General features: G+C 70.4%; 12 protein-coding genes. 7 read left to right on the top strand and 5 right to left on the bottom strand.

Annotated elements, in window-relative coordinates; translation table 11 throughout:
• Window positions 1-26: 26 nt before the first annotated feature.
• Genes OG714_RS01825 through OG714_RS01810 form a run of 4 tightly spaced genes read right to left on the bottom strand, consistent with a single transcriptional unit; the run spans window position 27 to window position 2,953 of the window.
• Window positions 27-98, bottom strand: coding sequence for an Ada metal-binding domain-containing protein (locus OG714_RS01825; protein ID WP_406131690.1), 72 nt, complete (start codon window positions 96-98; stop codon window positions 27-29).
• A gap of 3 nt (window positions 99-101) precedes the next feature.
• Window positions 102-923, bottom strand: coding sequence for a citryl-CoA lyase (locus tag OG714_RS01820; protein WP_406118027.1), 822 nt, complete (start codon window positions 921-923; stop codon window positions 102-104).
• Entirely contained in the window at window positions 920-2,125 is a 1,206-nt protein-coding gene (locus OG714_RS01815; protein WP_406118026.1) for a CaiB/BaiF CoA transferase family protein, read from the bottom strand. Before OG714_RS01815 ends, OG714_RS01820 begins: the two co-directional genes overlap by 4 nt.
• A 45-nt stretch (window positions 2,126-2,170) precedes the next feature.
• On the bottom strand, window positions 2,171-2,953 hold the full coding sequence (locus tag OG714_RS01810; RefSeq protein WP_406118024.1) for an IclR family transcriptional regulator: 783 nt from the start codon (window positions 2,951-2,953) through the stop codon (window positions 2,171-2,173).
• Between the two features lie 154 nt (window positions 2,954-3,107).
• Between OG714_RS01810 and OG714_RS01805 the strand changes: the two genes are divergently transcribed.
• Genes OG714_RS01805 through OG714_RS01775 form a run of 7 tightly spaced genes read left to right on the top strand, consistent with a single transcriptional unit; the run spans window position 3,108 to window position 11,955 of the window.
• Window positions 3,108-4,613 carry an aldehyde dehydrogenase family protein gene (locus OG714_RS01805; protein WP_406118023.1) on the top strand — a complete coding sequence of 502 codons (1,506 nt, stop codon included), beginning with the start codon at window positions 3,108-3,110 and terminating at the stop codon, window positions 4,611-4,613.
• On the top strand, window positions 4,610-6,349 hold the full coding sequence (locus OG714_RS01800) for a thiamine pyrophosphate-binding protein (protein WP_406118021.1): 1,740 nt from the start codon (window positions 4,610-4,612) through the stop codon (window positions 6,347-6,349). The genes OG714_RS01805 and OG714_RS01800 overlap by 4 nt, the downstream gene beginning before the upstream one ends.
• Before the next feature lie 31 nt (window positions 6,350-6,380).
• Window positions 6,381-7,544: an ABC transporter substrate-binding protein gene (locus OG714_RS01795; RefSeq protein ID WP_406118019.1), complete on the top strand. Its 1,164-nt coding sequence runs from the start codon at window positions 6,381-6,383 to the stop codon at window positions 7,542-7,544.
• A 37-nt stretch (window positions 7,545-7,581) separates the two neighbouring features.
• The gene (locus OG714_RS01790) at window positions 7,582-8,451 is read left to right on the top strand and encodes a branched-chain amino acid ABC transporter permease (RefSeq protein WP_406118017.1); all 870 of its coding nucleotides are present in this window, start codon (window positions 7,582-7,584) and stop codon (window positions 8,449-8,451) included.
• On the top strand, window positions 8,448-10,325 hold the full coding sequence (locus OG714_RS01785) for an ABC transporter permease subunit (RefSeq protein WP_406118015.1): 1,878 nt from the start codon (window positions 8,448-8,450) through the stop codon (window positions 10,323-10,325). The genes OG714_RS01790 and OG714_RS01785 overlap by 4 nt, the downstream gene beginning before the upstream one ends.
• The gene (locus tag OG714_RS01780) at window positions 10,322-11,065 is read left to right on the top strand and encodes an ABC transporter ATP-binding protein (protein ID WP_406118014.1); all 744 of its coding nucleotides are present in this window, start codon (window positions 10,322-10,324) and stop codon (window positions 11,063-11,065) included. The genes OG714_RS01785 and OG714_RS01780 overlap by 4 nt, the downstream gene beginning before the upstream one ends.
• Window positions 11,066-11,079: 14 nt before the next feature.
• Window positions 11,080-11,955: a shikimate dehydrogenase gene (locus tag OG714_RS01775; RefSeq protein ID WP_406118012.1), complete on the top strand. Its 876-nt coding sequence runs from the start codon at window positions 11,080-11,082 to the stop codon at window positions 11,953-11,955.
• A gap of 586 nt (window positions 11,956-12,541) precedes the next feature.
• Here the strand turns inward: OG714_RS01775 and OG714_RS01770 are convergent.
• Window positions 12,542-15,421: an ATP-binding protein gene (locus OG714_RS01770; protein WP_406118011.1), complete on the bottom strand. Its 2,880-nt coding sequence runs from the start codon at window positions 15,419-15,421 to the stop codon at window positions 12,542-12,544.
• Window positions 15,422-15,459 lie beyond the last annotated feature (38 nt).

Raw genomic sequence — 15,459 nt, 5'->3', positions numbered from 1 at the left:
GCAGAATGGGTTCTCGTGATGGAGCGTCACGTTAGGGAAGCCGTACGCGCGTGACAAGACATGCGACAGAAGGTTTTAGTGGAGCGAGAGCCAACCAGGGGCTAGACGCGCGGAGTTGGTACCACCAGGTGGACCGGGACCATGGAGGGCGGCATGGGGCTCTTGTTGCGCCGGCCCTGTCCGGTCTCCTCCCAGGCGTGCGCGAGGATGCCGACGCTGCGGCTGAGCACGAAGAGGCCGCGGGCCAGTGGCGCGGCGAAGCCCAGCTCGGCGTAGATGACGGCGGTGGCGCCGTCGATGTTCATGGGCACGGGCTTCTTTCCCGCCCGCCCGCGATTGAGATACGTCTCGACGGCCCGGGCCGCCCGCAGATGCGCGCCCTCGACGAGCCCGTCCGCCACGGCGCGGTCCACCAGAGCGAGCAGGGGATCGCGGCGCGGGTCGCGGGGGTGGAAGCGGTGACCGAAACCGGGCAGATAGCGTGACCTGGCCTGCCACTCGCCGATCACTTTGGCCACGGTGCGTTCGAACTCGCCGTCCTGGTCGTGCTGTTGGGCGATCTCGTCGAGCAGTTCCACGCACTGCTGCCCGGCCCCGCCGTGCACGTCGCCCAGCATGTTCACGCCGGTGGCCACCGCGCTGTTGAGGCCGATCCCGCAGGTCGCGGCCATCCGGGCGGCGGCGATCGAGGGTGCCTGCGGGCCGTGGTCGACGCCCGCCACCAGGGCCGATTCCAGCAGCTTCGCCTGTTCGGGGCGGGGGAGTTCGCCGCGTAGCAGCAGCCAGATCGTCTCGACGAAGGTCGCGTGGCCGATCAGGTCCTGGACGGGGTGCTCGCGGAGTTCGATGATGCCGGGTTCGATCCGGCTGACGGCGGTGGCCCACCACTGGGCGACCAGGCCGTCCTGCGGCCCGGTGGTCATGAGGCCGGCGCTTCGGCGGCCGTACGGCCGTGTGCCCGCCAGCGGGCGATGAGCGTGGTGCGTTCCTCGCCGTGCTGGTCGAGCAGCGGCGGTGGGGAGGTCGGGGGGAGGGGCTCGCCGTCCACGAGGACGCCGTTGCCGCTGACCCGCAGGGTGCGGTCCGAGCCGTCCGGGTAGGGCAGGTCGGTGAAGAAGCCCCGGTGTGCGAGCTGTTCGAGCTCCACGGCCTCGGGAACCGTCAGGACCCGGGCCGCCGGGACCCCGGCCGAGGACAGGATCTCCTCCCACTCCAGGGCGGTCTTCCGGCGCAGTGCCGCGTTGAGTTCGGTGTTGAGCTCGGCGCGGTGCAGCTTGCGTGCCTCGCGCTCGGCGAACCGAGGATCGTCGACCAGCGCCGGCAGCCCGGCGAGTCGGCAGAGCGTGACGAACTGCTCCTGCCGGTTGGCCGCGATGTTCAGGCCGCCGTCCGCGGTCTCGAAGGTTCCCGACGGCGCGGCGGTGGCGTTCTGGTCGCCCATCGGCTCCGGATCGACCCCACTGACAAGGTAGTTGGAGACGGCCCAGCCCATCGCGGAGAGGGAGACCTCCAGCATGGACACATCCAGGCGTGCGCCTTGCCCGGTCCTCTCCCGACCGAGCAGGGCCGCGCTGATCGCGAGGGCCGCGCCGAGTCCGCCGAGCGAGTCGCAGACCGGGAAGCCCACCCGGAGGGGCGCTGTGTCCGTGGTGCCGGTGATGCTCATCATCCCGGACAGGCCCTGGATGATCTGGTCGTAGGCAGGGGCGGTGCTCATCGGTCCGGACTGCCCGAAGCCGGTGATCGCGCAGCTCACCAGGCGCGGGTTGAGTTCACCGAGCCGGGCGGCGCCGTATCCCATCCGGGCCAGCACCCCGGCCCGGAAGTTGTCCAGCAGGACGTCGGTGCCGCGCACCAGTTCCTCGAAGTCGGCCCGGTCGGCAGGGTCCTTGAGGTCGAGGGCGAGGGACTTCTTGCCGGCGTTCTGGGCGAGGAAGGAGGCGCCGATACCGGTCCGGTTGAGTTCCGGGTCGGGGCCGAGGCTGCGGGCGAGATCGCCTCTGCCCGGCTGTTCGACCTTGACGACCTCGGCGCCGAGCAGCATGAGGTGGTAGCTGCAGTACGGTCCTGCGAGCACGTTGGTGAGATCGAGTACGCGGATTCCTGAGAGCGGTCGTTCGGCCATGCACCGGCTCCTTCCGAGGTTTCTGCGATGGATTCACATGGGGGGCTATTTCGTCGGACTGAGCGGATGGTCGAACCCCTGCTCCGACATCTGCCGGGAGACGGCGGCGAGCGCTTCGGTGAACTGCTGCACGACTGCCTCGGGGAAACGGTGGCTGGGCCCACTGAGCGACAGCGCGGCGACCACGGCCCCGGTGCGCCCGACGACCGGCACGGCCACGGCCGTCAGCCCCTCGTCGCGCTCACCCCGGCTGACCGCGAAGCCGCGCTCCGCCGCCATGTCCGCCCACACCCGCAACTGCCGGGCGTGCCCCTCGCCGTGCGGTGAGTCCAGTGCGATCCGCCGCAGCAGGCTGTCCGGCGCCGTACGCAGCAGGATCTTCGACGAGGCGCCCGCCCACAGTGGGAGTTCGTCGCCGACCCGCACCACATGACGCAGCGGCTGCGGGCTCTCCTGCTGCGCGACACAGACCCGGGCGAGGCCGCGCAGCATGAAGAGGTTGACCGTCTCCTGCTGTTCCTCGGCCAGCTCGCGCATCAACTTGCGGGTCTCGCGGGGGAGTTCCCAGCTGGTGTGGGCCAGATGCGCCCAGCGCCACAGGCCCGGGCCCGCGGTGTAGCCGGCCGGTGTGTCCCAGAGCAGTCCGCACTGCTCCAGGGTCTGCACCAGGCGGACCGCCGTGGTCTTCGCCAGACCGGTGGCCTCGACGATCTCCCGCAGCGTGACCGTCGGCCGATCCTCGGTCAGCAGTCCCAGGATGTCCAGGGCCCTGCGCACACTGCGCACCCCGGTCGCCTCGGCCGCCTGCTCCTGCTCGGTCCCGTCCACGCGACTTCTCCCTCCGTGCCGGGCCGCCCCCACGGACCGCCCTCGGAAACTTCCTCGAACTGTCCTCTTGCCACCGCGAGTTGGCGCCCGTACGTTACACGCCGACCCACAGAGCAGTCCACCGGTACCACTGAGCGGTTTTCTCGGAGGTCTCATGCTGGATTCACTCCTCAAGGCCGGCGCGGACGCGACGGTGGTCGAGGCGCCCCCGTACATCGCGGGCCAGTGGGGCGGTGACGGCCCCACCGCCACCCGAACGGGCCCGTACCTGCGCCGAGTTGTCAGCCGCACGACCCTCGCGACCAGGGAGGAGGTGTCCCGCGCCCTCGCCTACGCCCGCTCCTCGGCCCGTGCCGTGGCCCGGCTCGCCCCCGCCGCGCGCGCCGACATCCTGGACCGTGCCTCCCGCGCCGCCTCGGCCCACCGCGAGGAGCTGGCCCGGCTGCTCGCCCTGGAGCTGGGAAAGCCGGTCAAGGACGGGCGCGGGGAGATCGACCGGGTGGCGGACACCTTCGCGGTGTGCGCGTCCGAGGCCCGGCACATCGGTGGCGAGAACCTGCCCGTCGCGGGCTGGGCACGGGGGATCGGCAACACCGCCCTCACCTACCGCGCGCCGGCCGGAGTGGCCCTCGCCATCACGCCGTTCAACGCCCCCGCCAACCTGCTCGCCCACAAACTCGGCGCCTCCTTCGCCGCGGGCAACACCACCATCGTCAAGGCCCCGCCCCAGGCCCCGGCCGCCACCGCCGCGATCGTGGCGCTGCTCCTGGAGTCCGGACTGCCCCCGCAGGCAGTGCAGTTGCTGCACGGCGGCGCCGAGGTCGGCGGGCCGCTGTGCGCGGCCGACGAGGTCGCCGTCATCAGCTTCACCGGCAGCGCGGAGACCGGCCGGGCCGTGGCCCGCGCCGCCGGGGCCAAGCGACTGGTCCTCGAACTCGGCGGGAACGCCGCCACCATCGTCTGCGAGGACGCCGACATCGCGCAGGCCGCCAAGGAGTGCGCCCGCACCGGATACAGCAACTCCGGCCAGAGCTGCATCTCCGTCCAGCGGGTCTACGTGCACAGCTCCCGCTACGAGGCCTTCCTCGACGCGTTCGCCGCCGCCGTGGACACCCTGAAGGTCGGCGACCCGCTCGACCCGGCCACCGACGTGGGCTCGATGGTCGACGACGACGCCGCCGAACGCGTGGTGAGCTGGTCCGCCGAGGCCGCCGCCTCCGGCGCCCGCGTGCTGCGCGGCGGCACCCGCGACGGCGCCACCGCAGCGCCCACCATCGTCGCCGGACCCCCCGAGTCCGCCTCGGTCGTCGTGCACGAGGTCTTCGGGGCGCTGGTCGCGGTGCTCCCGTACGACGACTTCGACGCGGTCATCGACGCCTGCAACGCCAGCCGGTACGGCCTCCAGGCGGGCCTGTTCACCCGAGACATGGGCCGCATCATCACCGCCTGGCGCGAGCTCCAGACCGGCGCGCTGATCGCGGGCGGCAGTTCCAACTACCGCCTCGACCATGTCCCCTTCGGCGGGGTCAAGGACTCCGGCTTCGGACGGGAGACCCCCCGCTCGATGATCGACGACTACACGGTCGTCAAGACCCTCATGCTCCGCGGCCTGTCCGTCTGGGGCGACGCGAGCACCGTGGACGAAGGGACCGGCGCATGACCGTCCCCGCCGCCGAAGCCCTGGTCGCCCAACTGGAGTCGTACGGAGTCGAGTTCGTCTTCGGCACCTGTGGCCACACCAACATCGCCCTGCTGGACGCGCTGGGCCCCAGCTCGATCGAGTTCGTGATCGCCCGCCACGAACAGGCCGCCGCCCACGCCGCCGACGGCTATGCCCGCGCCTCCGGGAAACCCGGCGTCCTGCTCACCCATGTCGGCCCCGGCATGATGAACGCGGTCACCGGCGTCGCCACCGCGGCCCTCGACTCGATCCCGCTGGTCGTCATCTCCGGCGACATCCCTTCCTACTACTACGGCCGCCACCCCCACCAGGAGGTCAACCTCCACGCGGACGCCGACCAGACCGCGATCTACCGCCCGTTCACCAAGCGCGCCTGGCACGTCCACCGCGTCCACGACCTGGCCCGCACCACGGAACGGGCGTTCTGGACCGCGACCTCCGGGCGACCAGGGGCCGTACTCGTCAACGTACCCATGGACCTGTGGAGCCGGCAGGTCGAGGAGTACGCGGGGGAGTACCCGCTGCCCGGAAGTTCCGCGCTCCCCGCTCTCGACCGGGCCACCGCCGAACGCATCGCCGAGGCACTGCTGAGCGCCGAACGCCCCCTGATCTACTTCGGCGGCGGACTACGTGAACCGGCGTCCCGTCAGGGCCTGTTGGACCTCGCCGAGCACCTCGACATCCCGCTCGCCCACTCCCTGATGGGCAAGGGCGTCCTGCCCGACAGCCATCCGCTGCTGCTCGGAATGCCCGGATTCTGGGGCCTGGAGACCACTCACGAATACACCAAGGGCGCCGATGTGGTCCTCGCCCTGGCGACCCGGTTCGCGGAGACCGACGCCAGCTCCTGGGATCCGGCGTACACATGGAACTTCCCGCCGAGCCGACTGCTCCAGATCGACATCGACCCCGCCGAGATCGGCCGCAACTACCCCGTCGAGATCGGTGCTGTGGCCGACGTGGGTGACGCGGTACGGGCCATCGGGGCCGCCGTACAGGCCGCCAGGCCCGAGCCCCTGCGGCGGGAGGGCCTGCGGGCGACCATCGCCACCGCCCGCCGGACCGTCTTCGACACCGCTCGCGAGGACGGACGCAGCGACGACTTCCCACTGCGTCCGCAGCGAATCCTCGCCGACCTGCGCGACGCGCTGCCCGACGACGCGGTACTCGTCACCGACGTCGGCTGGAACAAGAACGGCGTCGCCCAGTGCTACGAACTCCCAGAAGGCGGGCGGTTCATCACCCCGGGCGGAGCCTCGACCATGGGCTTCGGACCGGCCGCCGCGGTCGGGGTGCAGATCGCCCAGCCGGACCGCGTGGTGGTCGCCCTGATCGGCGACGGCGGCATGAGCGCGCAACTGCCCGCGTTGCCGATGGCCGTCGAACAGGGGATGCCGGTCGTCTTCGTGGTGATGAACAACCGGGCCCACGGCACCATCGCCGACCTCCAGTCCGCGTCGTACGGACGGTCCTACGGCTGTGAGTTCACGGACGCCGAAGGGCAGCCGTACAGCCCGGACTTCGCGGCGCTCGGCCGGTCCTGCGGCGCCGACGGATACACCGTCGCCGCCCCCGCCGATCTCGCCAAGGCACTCGCCGACGCGATCGCGCGGCGCCGGCCCGCCGTCATCGACGTACCGATGGTCAACGAACCCGTGCCGACGCCGGGTCACTGGAACATCAAGGACATCTACCGCGGGTCCTTCACCGACTGAACTGCCCTTCTCCCAGGACGAGGTGACCTTCATGAGCCGTATCCCACGACCACTCACCACGACCCGCGCCACCGTCTGCACCGCGGTCGTACTGACCGCGGCCCTTGCCGCGTGCAGCGCGCCCGGCGACTCCAGCAACGACTCCAAGGCCTCCTCGGGTCCCATCAAGATCGCCGTCGTCGACGCGCAGAGCGGGCAGCTCAGTTCGCTCGGCGACTGGGAGTACAAGGGGGCCAAGCTCGCCGTCGACGAGTGGAACAAGAAGGGCGGCATCGACGGCCGCAAGATCCAGCTGAAGCTCTTCGACGACCAGGGCGACCCGACCGCCGGCACCAACATCGCCCGAAAACTGGCCAGTGAGAAGTACGTCGCCATGATCGGTACGGCGGAGAGCGCGGTGACCATCGCCATGGCGCCGGTGCTCCAGCAGGCGAAGATCCCCAACATCACCTCCGGTCAGTCCGACAAACTGGTCGCGCTGAAGAGCCCCTACCTCTTCCTCAACGGGCCCACCAGCACCACCTACGACTCGACGCTCGCCCAGTACCTGATCAAGGACAAGGGCTACAAGAAGATCGCGATGATCACCAACAACGGCTCCTTCGGGACGGGCGAGCACGACGCCTTCCTCAAGGCCGCCAGGGACCTCGGCGTCTCGCCGTCGACCGATCAGGTCGTCACCACCGACCAGAAGGACTTCAGCGCCGCGCTCACGAAGATCCGCTCCAAGAAGCCCCAGGTCGTCTTCATCGGCTCGGAGGAGGTCGAGGCCGGACTGATCGTCAAACAGGCCCGGGACCTCGGCATCACCGCTCCCTTCGCGGGCGCCGCACCCCAGGGCACCCCCGTCTTCATCGACACCGCGGGCAAGGCCGCCGTCGAGGGCACCATCGTCAGCTCGCCCTATCTGAGCAACGACACGAGCGACGCCTCTAAGAAGTTCGCCGCCGCCTACAAGGCCGCGTACGGCAAGGACGCCGAACTGCACGGAGCCAAGGCCTACGACGGGGCGAACATCCTGCTGACCGCCCTCAAGACCAGCAAGGCCGCCACCGGTCAGGCACTCGCGGACGCCATCCGCGCCACCGCGTACAAGGGCCTGCTCGGCGACTTCGCCTACGACACCACCGGGGTCGGCATCACCAAGACCACCATCGGTGTCATCAGCGACGGCAAGCTCGTCGCGCAGCAGTAGTCAACGGGCATCCGGCAACGGGCAACGGGAGCACGCCGTGCAAGAGACACTGCAGACACTCGTCGGGGGCTTGAGCCTGGGCGCGGTCTACGCCCTGGTCGCCATGGGGTTCTCCCTCGTCTACCGCACCATGGGCCTGGTCAACTTCGCGCACGCCGACATCGCCATGATCGGCGCCTACGCGGCCTCCACCTTCTATCTGACGTCCAAACTGCCGTTCGCCGTCGCCATGGTCGTGGCGATCGTCGTCACCGGCGCCATCGGTCTGGTCATCGAGCGGGTCCTGCGCCCGCTGGAGAACAAGGACTTCGACCTGATGCTCATCGGCACCATCGGCTTCGGCATCGTCCTCCAGGCCGTCGCCATCCTCATCTGGGGCACCACCGGACGGGCGGTCCCCTCGCCCGTCCAGGCCGCCCCGCTCGACCTGTTCGGGATCCGGGTACGCACGTACGACCTCCTCGTGATGGGCGTCGCCGCACTCGCGGTGATCGGCCTCGCCTGGTTCCTGGCCCGTACCAAGCGCGGAGCGGCCATGCAGGCCGTCGCCATGGACCACGAGGCGGCCACCGCCGTCGGCATCGACGTCGGCCGAAGCAACGCCCTCGCCTTCTCCATCGGCGCGGGCCTCGCCGCCCTCGCCGGCGGCCTCGTCGGCCCGATGCTGTACGTCGACGCCTCACTCGGCGGCGCCCTGGGCATCAAGGGCTTCGCCGCAGCGATGCTGGGCGGCTTCGGCTCCATCCCCGGAGCCGTCGTCGGCGGCCTCGCGATCGGCGTCCTCGACTCCTACGCGGCGGGTCACTTCCAGGGCTACTCGGTGCTCGTGACCTTCCTGGTCTTCACCGTCGCCATCATGATCCGCCCGACGGGCGTCTTCGGGGAGAGGACGGTGAGCCGCGCGTGAAGTTCCGTATCGGTTCGCTCGGTGCCCTGGCCGTGGCCTTCTGGCTGCTGCCGTACGGCCTGGGCAGTTACTCCATCCATGTCGTCAACATCGCGATCATCTATGCCCTGTTGGCGATCGGCATGGGTCTCGCGATGGGTGTCTCCGGGCAGATCAACCTCGCCCAGGTCGCCTTCTTCGGCGTCGGCGCGTACACCCTCGCGATCCTCACCACGCACTCCGGATACGGATTCTGGGCGGCGGCCGTACTCGCCCTGCTCGCGACGGTGATGACCGGCCTGCTCGTCGGCATCCCCGCCCTGCGTATGCAGTCCCACTACCTGGGCATCGTCACCCTCGGCCTGGCACTCGGCTTCATCAACTGGATCACCAACGCCAAGATCTCCGGAGGCGCCGACGGCATCTCCGGCATCCCCCTGCCGACCATCCCGGGCATCGACCTCTCCAGCGAATACCTCTACTACTACCTGGAGTTGATGGTCTGCGCCCTCGGCCTCGGCTTCGGCCTGTTCGTCGTCCGTACGTCCCTGGGCCGACGCCTGCGCGCGATGCGCGACGACTCCCTGGCGGCCGGCGCGACAGGCGCCGAGATCCCGCTCCTGCGCATGACCGCCTTCGTCCTCGCCGGCCTCTACGGCGGTCTGGCCGGCGTCCTGTACGCGGGCCTCATCCGCTACGTCGCTCCCGAGACCTTCTCCATCGCCAACATGTTCATCCTGCTCGCCATGGTCATCATCGGCGGCCGGCGCTCCCTGGTCGGCTGCGTGGTCGGCGCGGTCGGGCTGACCCTCATCCGCGAGTGGCTGTCCGACTTCTCGACGTACGCACAGCTGGGCTACGGCGTGGTGGTCGTCCTGATGGTCGTGTTCGCGCCCACCGGACTCGCCGGAATCCCGTCCCGGGCAAGGGAGTTCGTACGTCGCAGGTACGGTCACGCCGCTGAACGAGCGGAGTTGCGTGCCTTCCAGCCGTACGAGGCGGTCGTCATGCCCGCCGCTTCAGGTGAGCCACTGCTCGAAATCCGGTCCGTCACCAAGGACTTCCGTGGCCTGCGAGCCCTGGACGACGTCTCCCTCACGGTCACCACGGGCGAGATCCGCGGCATCGTCGGCCCGAACGGCTCGGGCAAGACCACCCTGTTCAACGTCATCAGCGGCTTCTACAGGGCGAGTTCGGGGAAGGTGCGGTTCGCCGGCCAGGACACGACGACAACCCGCCCGTACGCCCTCTCCCTCCTGGGCCTGGCCCGCACGTTCCAGAACCTGCGCCTGTTCCGGCAGTTGACGGCCCGTGAGAACATCCTCGTCGCTCTGGACCGCTCCCGCACCTACACGGTCTGGCAGTACGCGCTGTGGCAGCCCGGCGTGATACGCCGCGAGCGACAACTGCGCCGCCAGGCCCAGGAACTCCTGGAACGCTTCGGACTCACCGACTTCGCGGAAGCCGCGCCCGGCTCACTCCCGTACGGCATCCAGCGCCGCATCGAGATCGCCCGCGCGATGGCCACCCGGCCCCGGCTGCTGCTGCTCGACGAACCGGCGGCCGGGCTGAACGGAGAAGAGGTGCAGCAACTCGCCGCCATCGTGCGGTCCATCCGCGACAGCGGTACCACGGTCGTCCTGATCGAGCACAACATGGGCCTGGTCATGTCGCTGTGCGAGCGCGTCACCGTGCTCTCCAGCGGCGGAGTCATCGCGGAGGGCACACCAGCCGAAGTGGTCGCGGCACCCGAGGTGATCGAGGCGTACCTGGGTGACTCCGTGATGGCGGACGTTCCACTTCCGGACCCGGACCCGGACGCTCCTCAGGACTCCGGCCCGGATTCAGCCTCTGCCCCGACGTCGGCCCCCGCTTCCAAGGAGGCAACCCGGTGAGGACGATCCCCGCTTCCCATACCGAAACCGCCGCCACACTCACCGTCGACGACCTGTCCGTGCACTACGGCGGCGTGTGCGCGGTCCGCTCGATCGGCTTCAGCGTGGAGCCGGGTGCATCGGTCGGCATCATCGGCGCCAACGGGGCGGGCAAGACCTCCACTCTCAAGGCGCTGATGGGCCTGGTCCCGCGCAGCGGCGGACGCGTCACGCTCGGCGAACACGACCTGACGCGGGTCAGAGCCCGGGACATGGTGCGGCACGGCATCGGCTACGTACCGGAGGGCCGGCACGTCTTCCCCGGTCTGACCGTGGAGAAGAACCTCCTGCTCGGCGCCTACGCCCGGCGCTGGGACGACGAGACCCGAGCCACATTGGACGAGGTGCACGAACTCTTCCCGGTACTGCGGGAGATGAGCGGGCGACTGGCCGGAGCCCTCTCCGGAGGACAGCAGCAGATGCTCGCGATCGGCCGCGCCCTGATGGCGCGACCGCGCCTTCTCCTCCTCGACGAGCCGTCGATGGGCCTGTCACCCAAACTCGTCGGCTTCATCCTCGACACCCTGCGGCGGCTGCGGGAAGAAGGACTGAGCCTGCTCCTGGTCGAGCAGAACGCCAAACTGACCTTCGGTGCGACCAGTCACTGCCTCGTCATGGAGAACGGGACCGTCGCCATGACGGGAACCTCCGAGGAACTCAGCCGGGACACCCGAGTCCGTCAGATCTACCTGGGACTGTGAACGGGCGTGCGGCGATGACCCAGGACTCGTATCTCATCGGCCTGATCGGCTCCGGCATAGGCACCTCGTTCAGCCCCATGCTCCACGAACGGGAGGCCGACCTGCACGGCCTGCGCTACCTCTACCGACTGATCGATCTCGACCGCATCGGCGCCGAGCCCGACAAGGTCGGTGAACTGGTGGGTGCGGCCAAGGGCATGGGCTACCGCGGCCTCAACATCACCCACCCCTGCAAGCAACTCGTCATCGAGTGTCTTGACGAACTCACCCCGCGGGCCGAGGCGGTCGGCGCGGTCAACACCGTGGTCTTCGAAGGCGAGGGCAGAAGCGCCCGGGCCGTAGGACACAACACCGACGTCACCGGCTTCGCCGCCTCCTTCGAACGGGAACTGGGGGAGGCCCCGCGGGAGCGCGTCGTGCAACTCGGCGCCGGGGGAGCGGGGGCGGCCGTCGCTCACGCCCTGCTCACCCGTGGCATCAGGCACCTTGCAATCGTCGACCCGTTGACAGACCGCGCAGTGGCACTCGCTTTTTCCCTGAACCGCCAGTTCGGCGACGATCGGGCGACCGCCTCCGCTTCAGACGATCTCCCAGGCCTGATGGACCGAGCCGACGGTCTCGTCCACACCACGCCCACCGGAATGTCCACGCATCCCGGACTTCCGCTGCCAGCTGACCTGCTGCACCCCGACCTGTGGGTGGTCGATGTGGTCTACCGGCCGCTGGAGACCGAGCTGCTACGCATCGCACGGGCCCGTGGTTGCACGGCACTCAACGGTGTTGGCATGGTCGTCTCTCAGGCCGCCGATGCTTTCCGGCTCTTCACCGGACGAGAACCGGACCGCTCGCGGATGCTCGCCCATGGCGCCGAACTGGCCGATTTGGAATGAAGAACGGCGGCGACCGCAGGGCGGTTGCAAGTTCCGGGATTGGGTGGATCGTCCGCGTTGAGCGGGAGTTGACGTGGCAACAGCACAGGCACGAGACCGGTGATCATCAGGGTGTCTACGCCAGCTGATCACATTGAGGTCCCGTGCCTGCCGCTCCATCCTCCCTGGTCCCTGCCGCCCTGGCGAAACTGGGCCCCCTTCACCAGCACGACACCGGTCGGGGACCTGGCGGCGCTGCTCCAGGGTCTGCCGCCCGAGGTGCTGCGTCGGATGCGGCTTCTGGTGCGGCCCGACACCGTGCTGCGTTGGCACCGCGACATAGTCGCCCGCCTCGACCTACATAAACGACCGACTCGGCGGCCTCCTTCACGAGTACCAGCCTGCTGCGTGACCAGGCCGGATGAGGTTTCCGGCAAGGTCAGGGCTGACGGGCGGCCCACCCCGGCCGTCGTCGTCGGCATCCGTATGAGGTCGACCGTCAGCCTCGGGTCGGCATCACTCCGGGCAGTACGTCACTGATGCGCCAAGCATCTCGGACACGCACACCGCACGCACGTCTGCACACCAACAAGCCCCCCTCCAAGCGTCAGGCGTGGGAGTCCGGCAGGGCGGTGTGGACGTCCTTCCTTGACCTGCCGAGCTTGGTCAGCACCCGGGCCACGTGTTTCTCGACGGTGCGTGGGGACAGGAACAGGGTCTCGGCGATGTCCTGGTTGGTGGCGCCGCCGGACAGCAACTCGGCGACCTCCACTTCCCGGGGCGACAGCTCGCTCCCGTAGCCGCGCCGGCCACGGCGCCCCACCGCCGCCACGCCGAGTTCACGCAGGCGGTGCTGGCAGCGCGCGGCGTCACCGGTCGCACCCAGGTCGGTGTAGCCCCGCAGGGCCTCGGCCAGGTGTCCGGCCGCGTCCTCCGGTTCGGCGTACGTCAGGGCGTCGCCACGGTGTTCGGCGGCCTTGGCCACCTCGTAGGGGCGGCCGATCTCCTGCCACCTCCGCTGCGACTCGGCGAAGTGCTCGGCGGCTTTCACCCGCTCGGTGGTCGCCGTCGGTCCGGTGGCGCGGAGCAGCAGCAGCCCCCGGGCCAGTGCCAGTTCTGCCAGGGAAGCCGGCGCGTCCCGGTCGCGGACACCGGACTCGGCCTCCGTCACGAGTTGTTCGGCCGCCGTGCGATGCCCGCAGCCCAACGCGGCCTCGACCGCGACGGGAAGCAGGCCGAAGGTCCGTGTCCAGGAACCGAGTCCACGCAACGTCGACAACGCCGGTTCGGCGGCCGCCCAGGCCGCCCGCGGGTCGTGCTGGGCGAGCCGGACAGCCGTGAGGGCGGCGGCGATCCCCATGGTGACGTCCGCCGAGGTGCCTCCGTGCTCCGCGGCGGCGACGAAGTGTTCGAGGGCCCGGGAGTGCCGGCCCTGGGCGAGGGCACGGTGTCCCTGGCACAGCAGTCGGTCGACCTCGACCTGTCTCATATCGGGGTGAGCGCGTTCCAGGGCGGCGTACTCGCCGTCCAGGCCGGCCCAGCGGCAGACCAAATGGTCGACGCGCAGCTCCTGGGAGCGGACGAGGCACTCGAACGGCCGACCGCCCACGCCGTCGGCCAGGTCCCTCACCTCGAACAGCAGGGCGCGGGCCCGCCGGTCGTGGCCGAGCTGGATGGCCGCGGTGGTGAGGTTGTACAGGGCGAAAATGGCCTGTCTCAGCACCACGCCGTCAGCGCCGCGCCGCGGCAGCCGGTCCACCAAGGGCCAGACGGCGGGATCACCGTCCCTGGCCATCAACAGCAGTCGGACGTTCCTGACCGCCGCCCGGCTGGCCTCGTCGGTACCGTCCGCCACGGCCTGCTCGGCCCGGCCGAGCCATGTCCACCCCTGCGTGGCGGCGCCGTCGAGGTCGTGCAGGGCCAGCGCGATCATCGCCTTCACCGCCTTGCGCGGGAGGGTGGCCAGCTCGTCGATGGCGTGTTCGAGCTCGCGGAAGCCGGCAGGGTCGCGGTCGATGTTGAGCATGGTCAGACCGAGTTCCAGGCGGATCTCACCCCGGGTGGCCGCAGGCAGCCGCGGATCGGCCAGTACGGCGCGCAGCTCGCGGACGGTCGCCGCGTAGTCGATGCCGAAGTTGACGATCCGGGCGAGCGCGAGCGCGGCCCGGGAACGTCGCTCGGTGTCCGCCCCGGACTGGGCCAGGATCTGTTGCAGGAGCGTGCCCGCGGTGCCGGTGTCGCCCAGCGCGACGGCCTGCTCGGCGGCCTGCTCGGTGCGATCGAGCCAGCCCTGCCGGTCGCCGACGGCGAGCGTGTGGTGCGCGATCTGCACCAGCGGCAGCGGGTCGTGCGTCTGGAGTTCGTCGATGGCACGCCGGTGCAGGCGGACCCGGCGCGGCCCGAGGATCTGCCGGTAGGCGACCTGCTGGGCCAGCACGTGGCGGAAGGCGTACCGACCGGTGCCGGTCTCGCGCAGCACCGCCGCCCGCAGCGCCTCGGTCAGCGCTTCGGCGGCCGTGTCGCCGTCCAGTCCCGCGACCTCGGCGAGCAGCGCCTCGGTGGCGGGCACCGCCAGTACGGCCGCCGCGTCCACCACCGCCGCTCCGGCCTGGGACAGCGATGTCAGACGCTCGGTGACCGCTTCCCGCAGACCGCTGGGCACCTCGGCCCGCTCCAGCTCCCCGACGTCGCGGCGGGCCTGGTCCCGGAGCGTGAGTAGGTCTTCCTCGGCGACCAGCGGCAGGCCCTCGCTGCGGCGGTGGAGCACCGCGCACAGCTCGGGCGTGGCCTGTGCGCCGAGCGCGATTCCGGCCAGGTCGGCGATGTCCGTCCCGGTGAGCGGCGACAGCCGGATCACGGTGCCGTCCGCACCGGGCGGAGGCCGGTAGGCCGCGCCCAGGACGGGGGTCCCGGGCGGCAGGTCCTCGGCCCGGTAGGTCACCACCAGCGCGAAGTGCTCGGGCAGGTCCCGGGCGAGCAGCAGAAGCAGCTCGCGGGTCGTGTCGTCGACCCAGTGGAGGTCTTCGACCACCATCACCACCCGCCCGATCGAGGCGAGCACCGTGCGCACGGCCCGGATCAACTGGTGGCGTGCCGCACGCGGGTCGCCCGGTTCGGGCGGTGCCGGTGGCAGGCGGTCGGCCAGGTCCGGCAGCAGCGGAGCCAGCGCGCCGGCCGTGGGCGGAAGACCGGTGTCCGGCAGCCACGGACCGACCTTGCCGAGCGCGTCCACCACCGGCCCGTAGGGCAGGGGCTCGCGCAGCGGGTGGCAGAAACCGGTGACCACCCGCCAGCCCTCCGACCGCAGGATCGCGGTGGCCTCCTTCACCAGCCGGGACTTCCCCATGCCGGCGTCGCCCTCCACCATCACCACAGCTGGTGGCCGCCGAACGGCGTTGAGCAGCCGGTCGAGTTCGTGGCGGCGTCCGACGAACGCGAAGCCCCGTCCGAAGCCCGCAGCACCACACTGGTCAGCCGTCCCGGCCATCCCGTCACCGTCCTCCGCGGACACTGCTGCCGTGCGCC

This window comes from Streptomyces sp. NBC_00989, assembly GCF_045162655.1.
In the GTDB taxonomy this organism is placed as follows: domain Bacteria; phylum Actinomycetota; class Actinomycetes; order Streptomycetales; family Streptomycetaceae; genus Streptomyces.
The sequence above is the reverse complement of the archived record's forward strand: the minus strand, read 5'-3'. Positions and strand labels throughout refer to the sequence as shown.

Excerpts from the sequence above, each read along its gene's own strand:
- OG714_RS01820 (WP_406118027.1), bottom strand. The coding sequence starts at position 923 with ATGACCACCGGGCCGCAGGACGGCCTGGTCGCCCAGTGGTGGGCCACC.
- OG714_RS01815 (WP_406118026.1), bottom strand. The coding sequence starts at position 2,125 with ATGGCCGAACGACCGCTCTCAGGAATCCGCGTACTCGATCTCACCAAC.
- OG714_RS01805 (WP_406118023.1), top strand. The coding sequence starts at position 3,108 with ATGCTGGATTCACTCCTCAAGGCCGGCGCGGACGCGACGGTGGTCGAG.
- OG714_RS01800 (WP_406118021.1), top strand. The coding sequence starts at position 4,610 with ATGACCGTCCCCGCCGCCGAAGCCCTGGTCGCCCAACTGGAGTCGTAC.
- OG714_RS01795 (WP_406118019.1), top strand. The coding sequence starts at position 6,381 with ATGAGCCGTATCCCACGACCACTCACCACGACCCGCGCCACCGTCTGC.
- OG714_RS01775 (WP_406118012.1), top strand. The coding sequence starts at position 11,080 with ATGACCCAGGACTCGTATCTCATCGGCCTGATCGGCTCCGGCATAGGC.
- OG714_RS01770 (WP_406118011.1), bottom strand. The coding sequence starts at position 15,421 with ATGGCCGGGACGGCTGACCAGTGTGGTGCTGCGGGCTTCGGACGGGGC.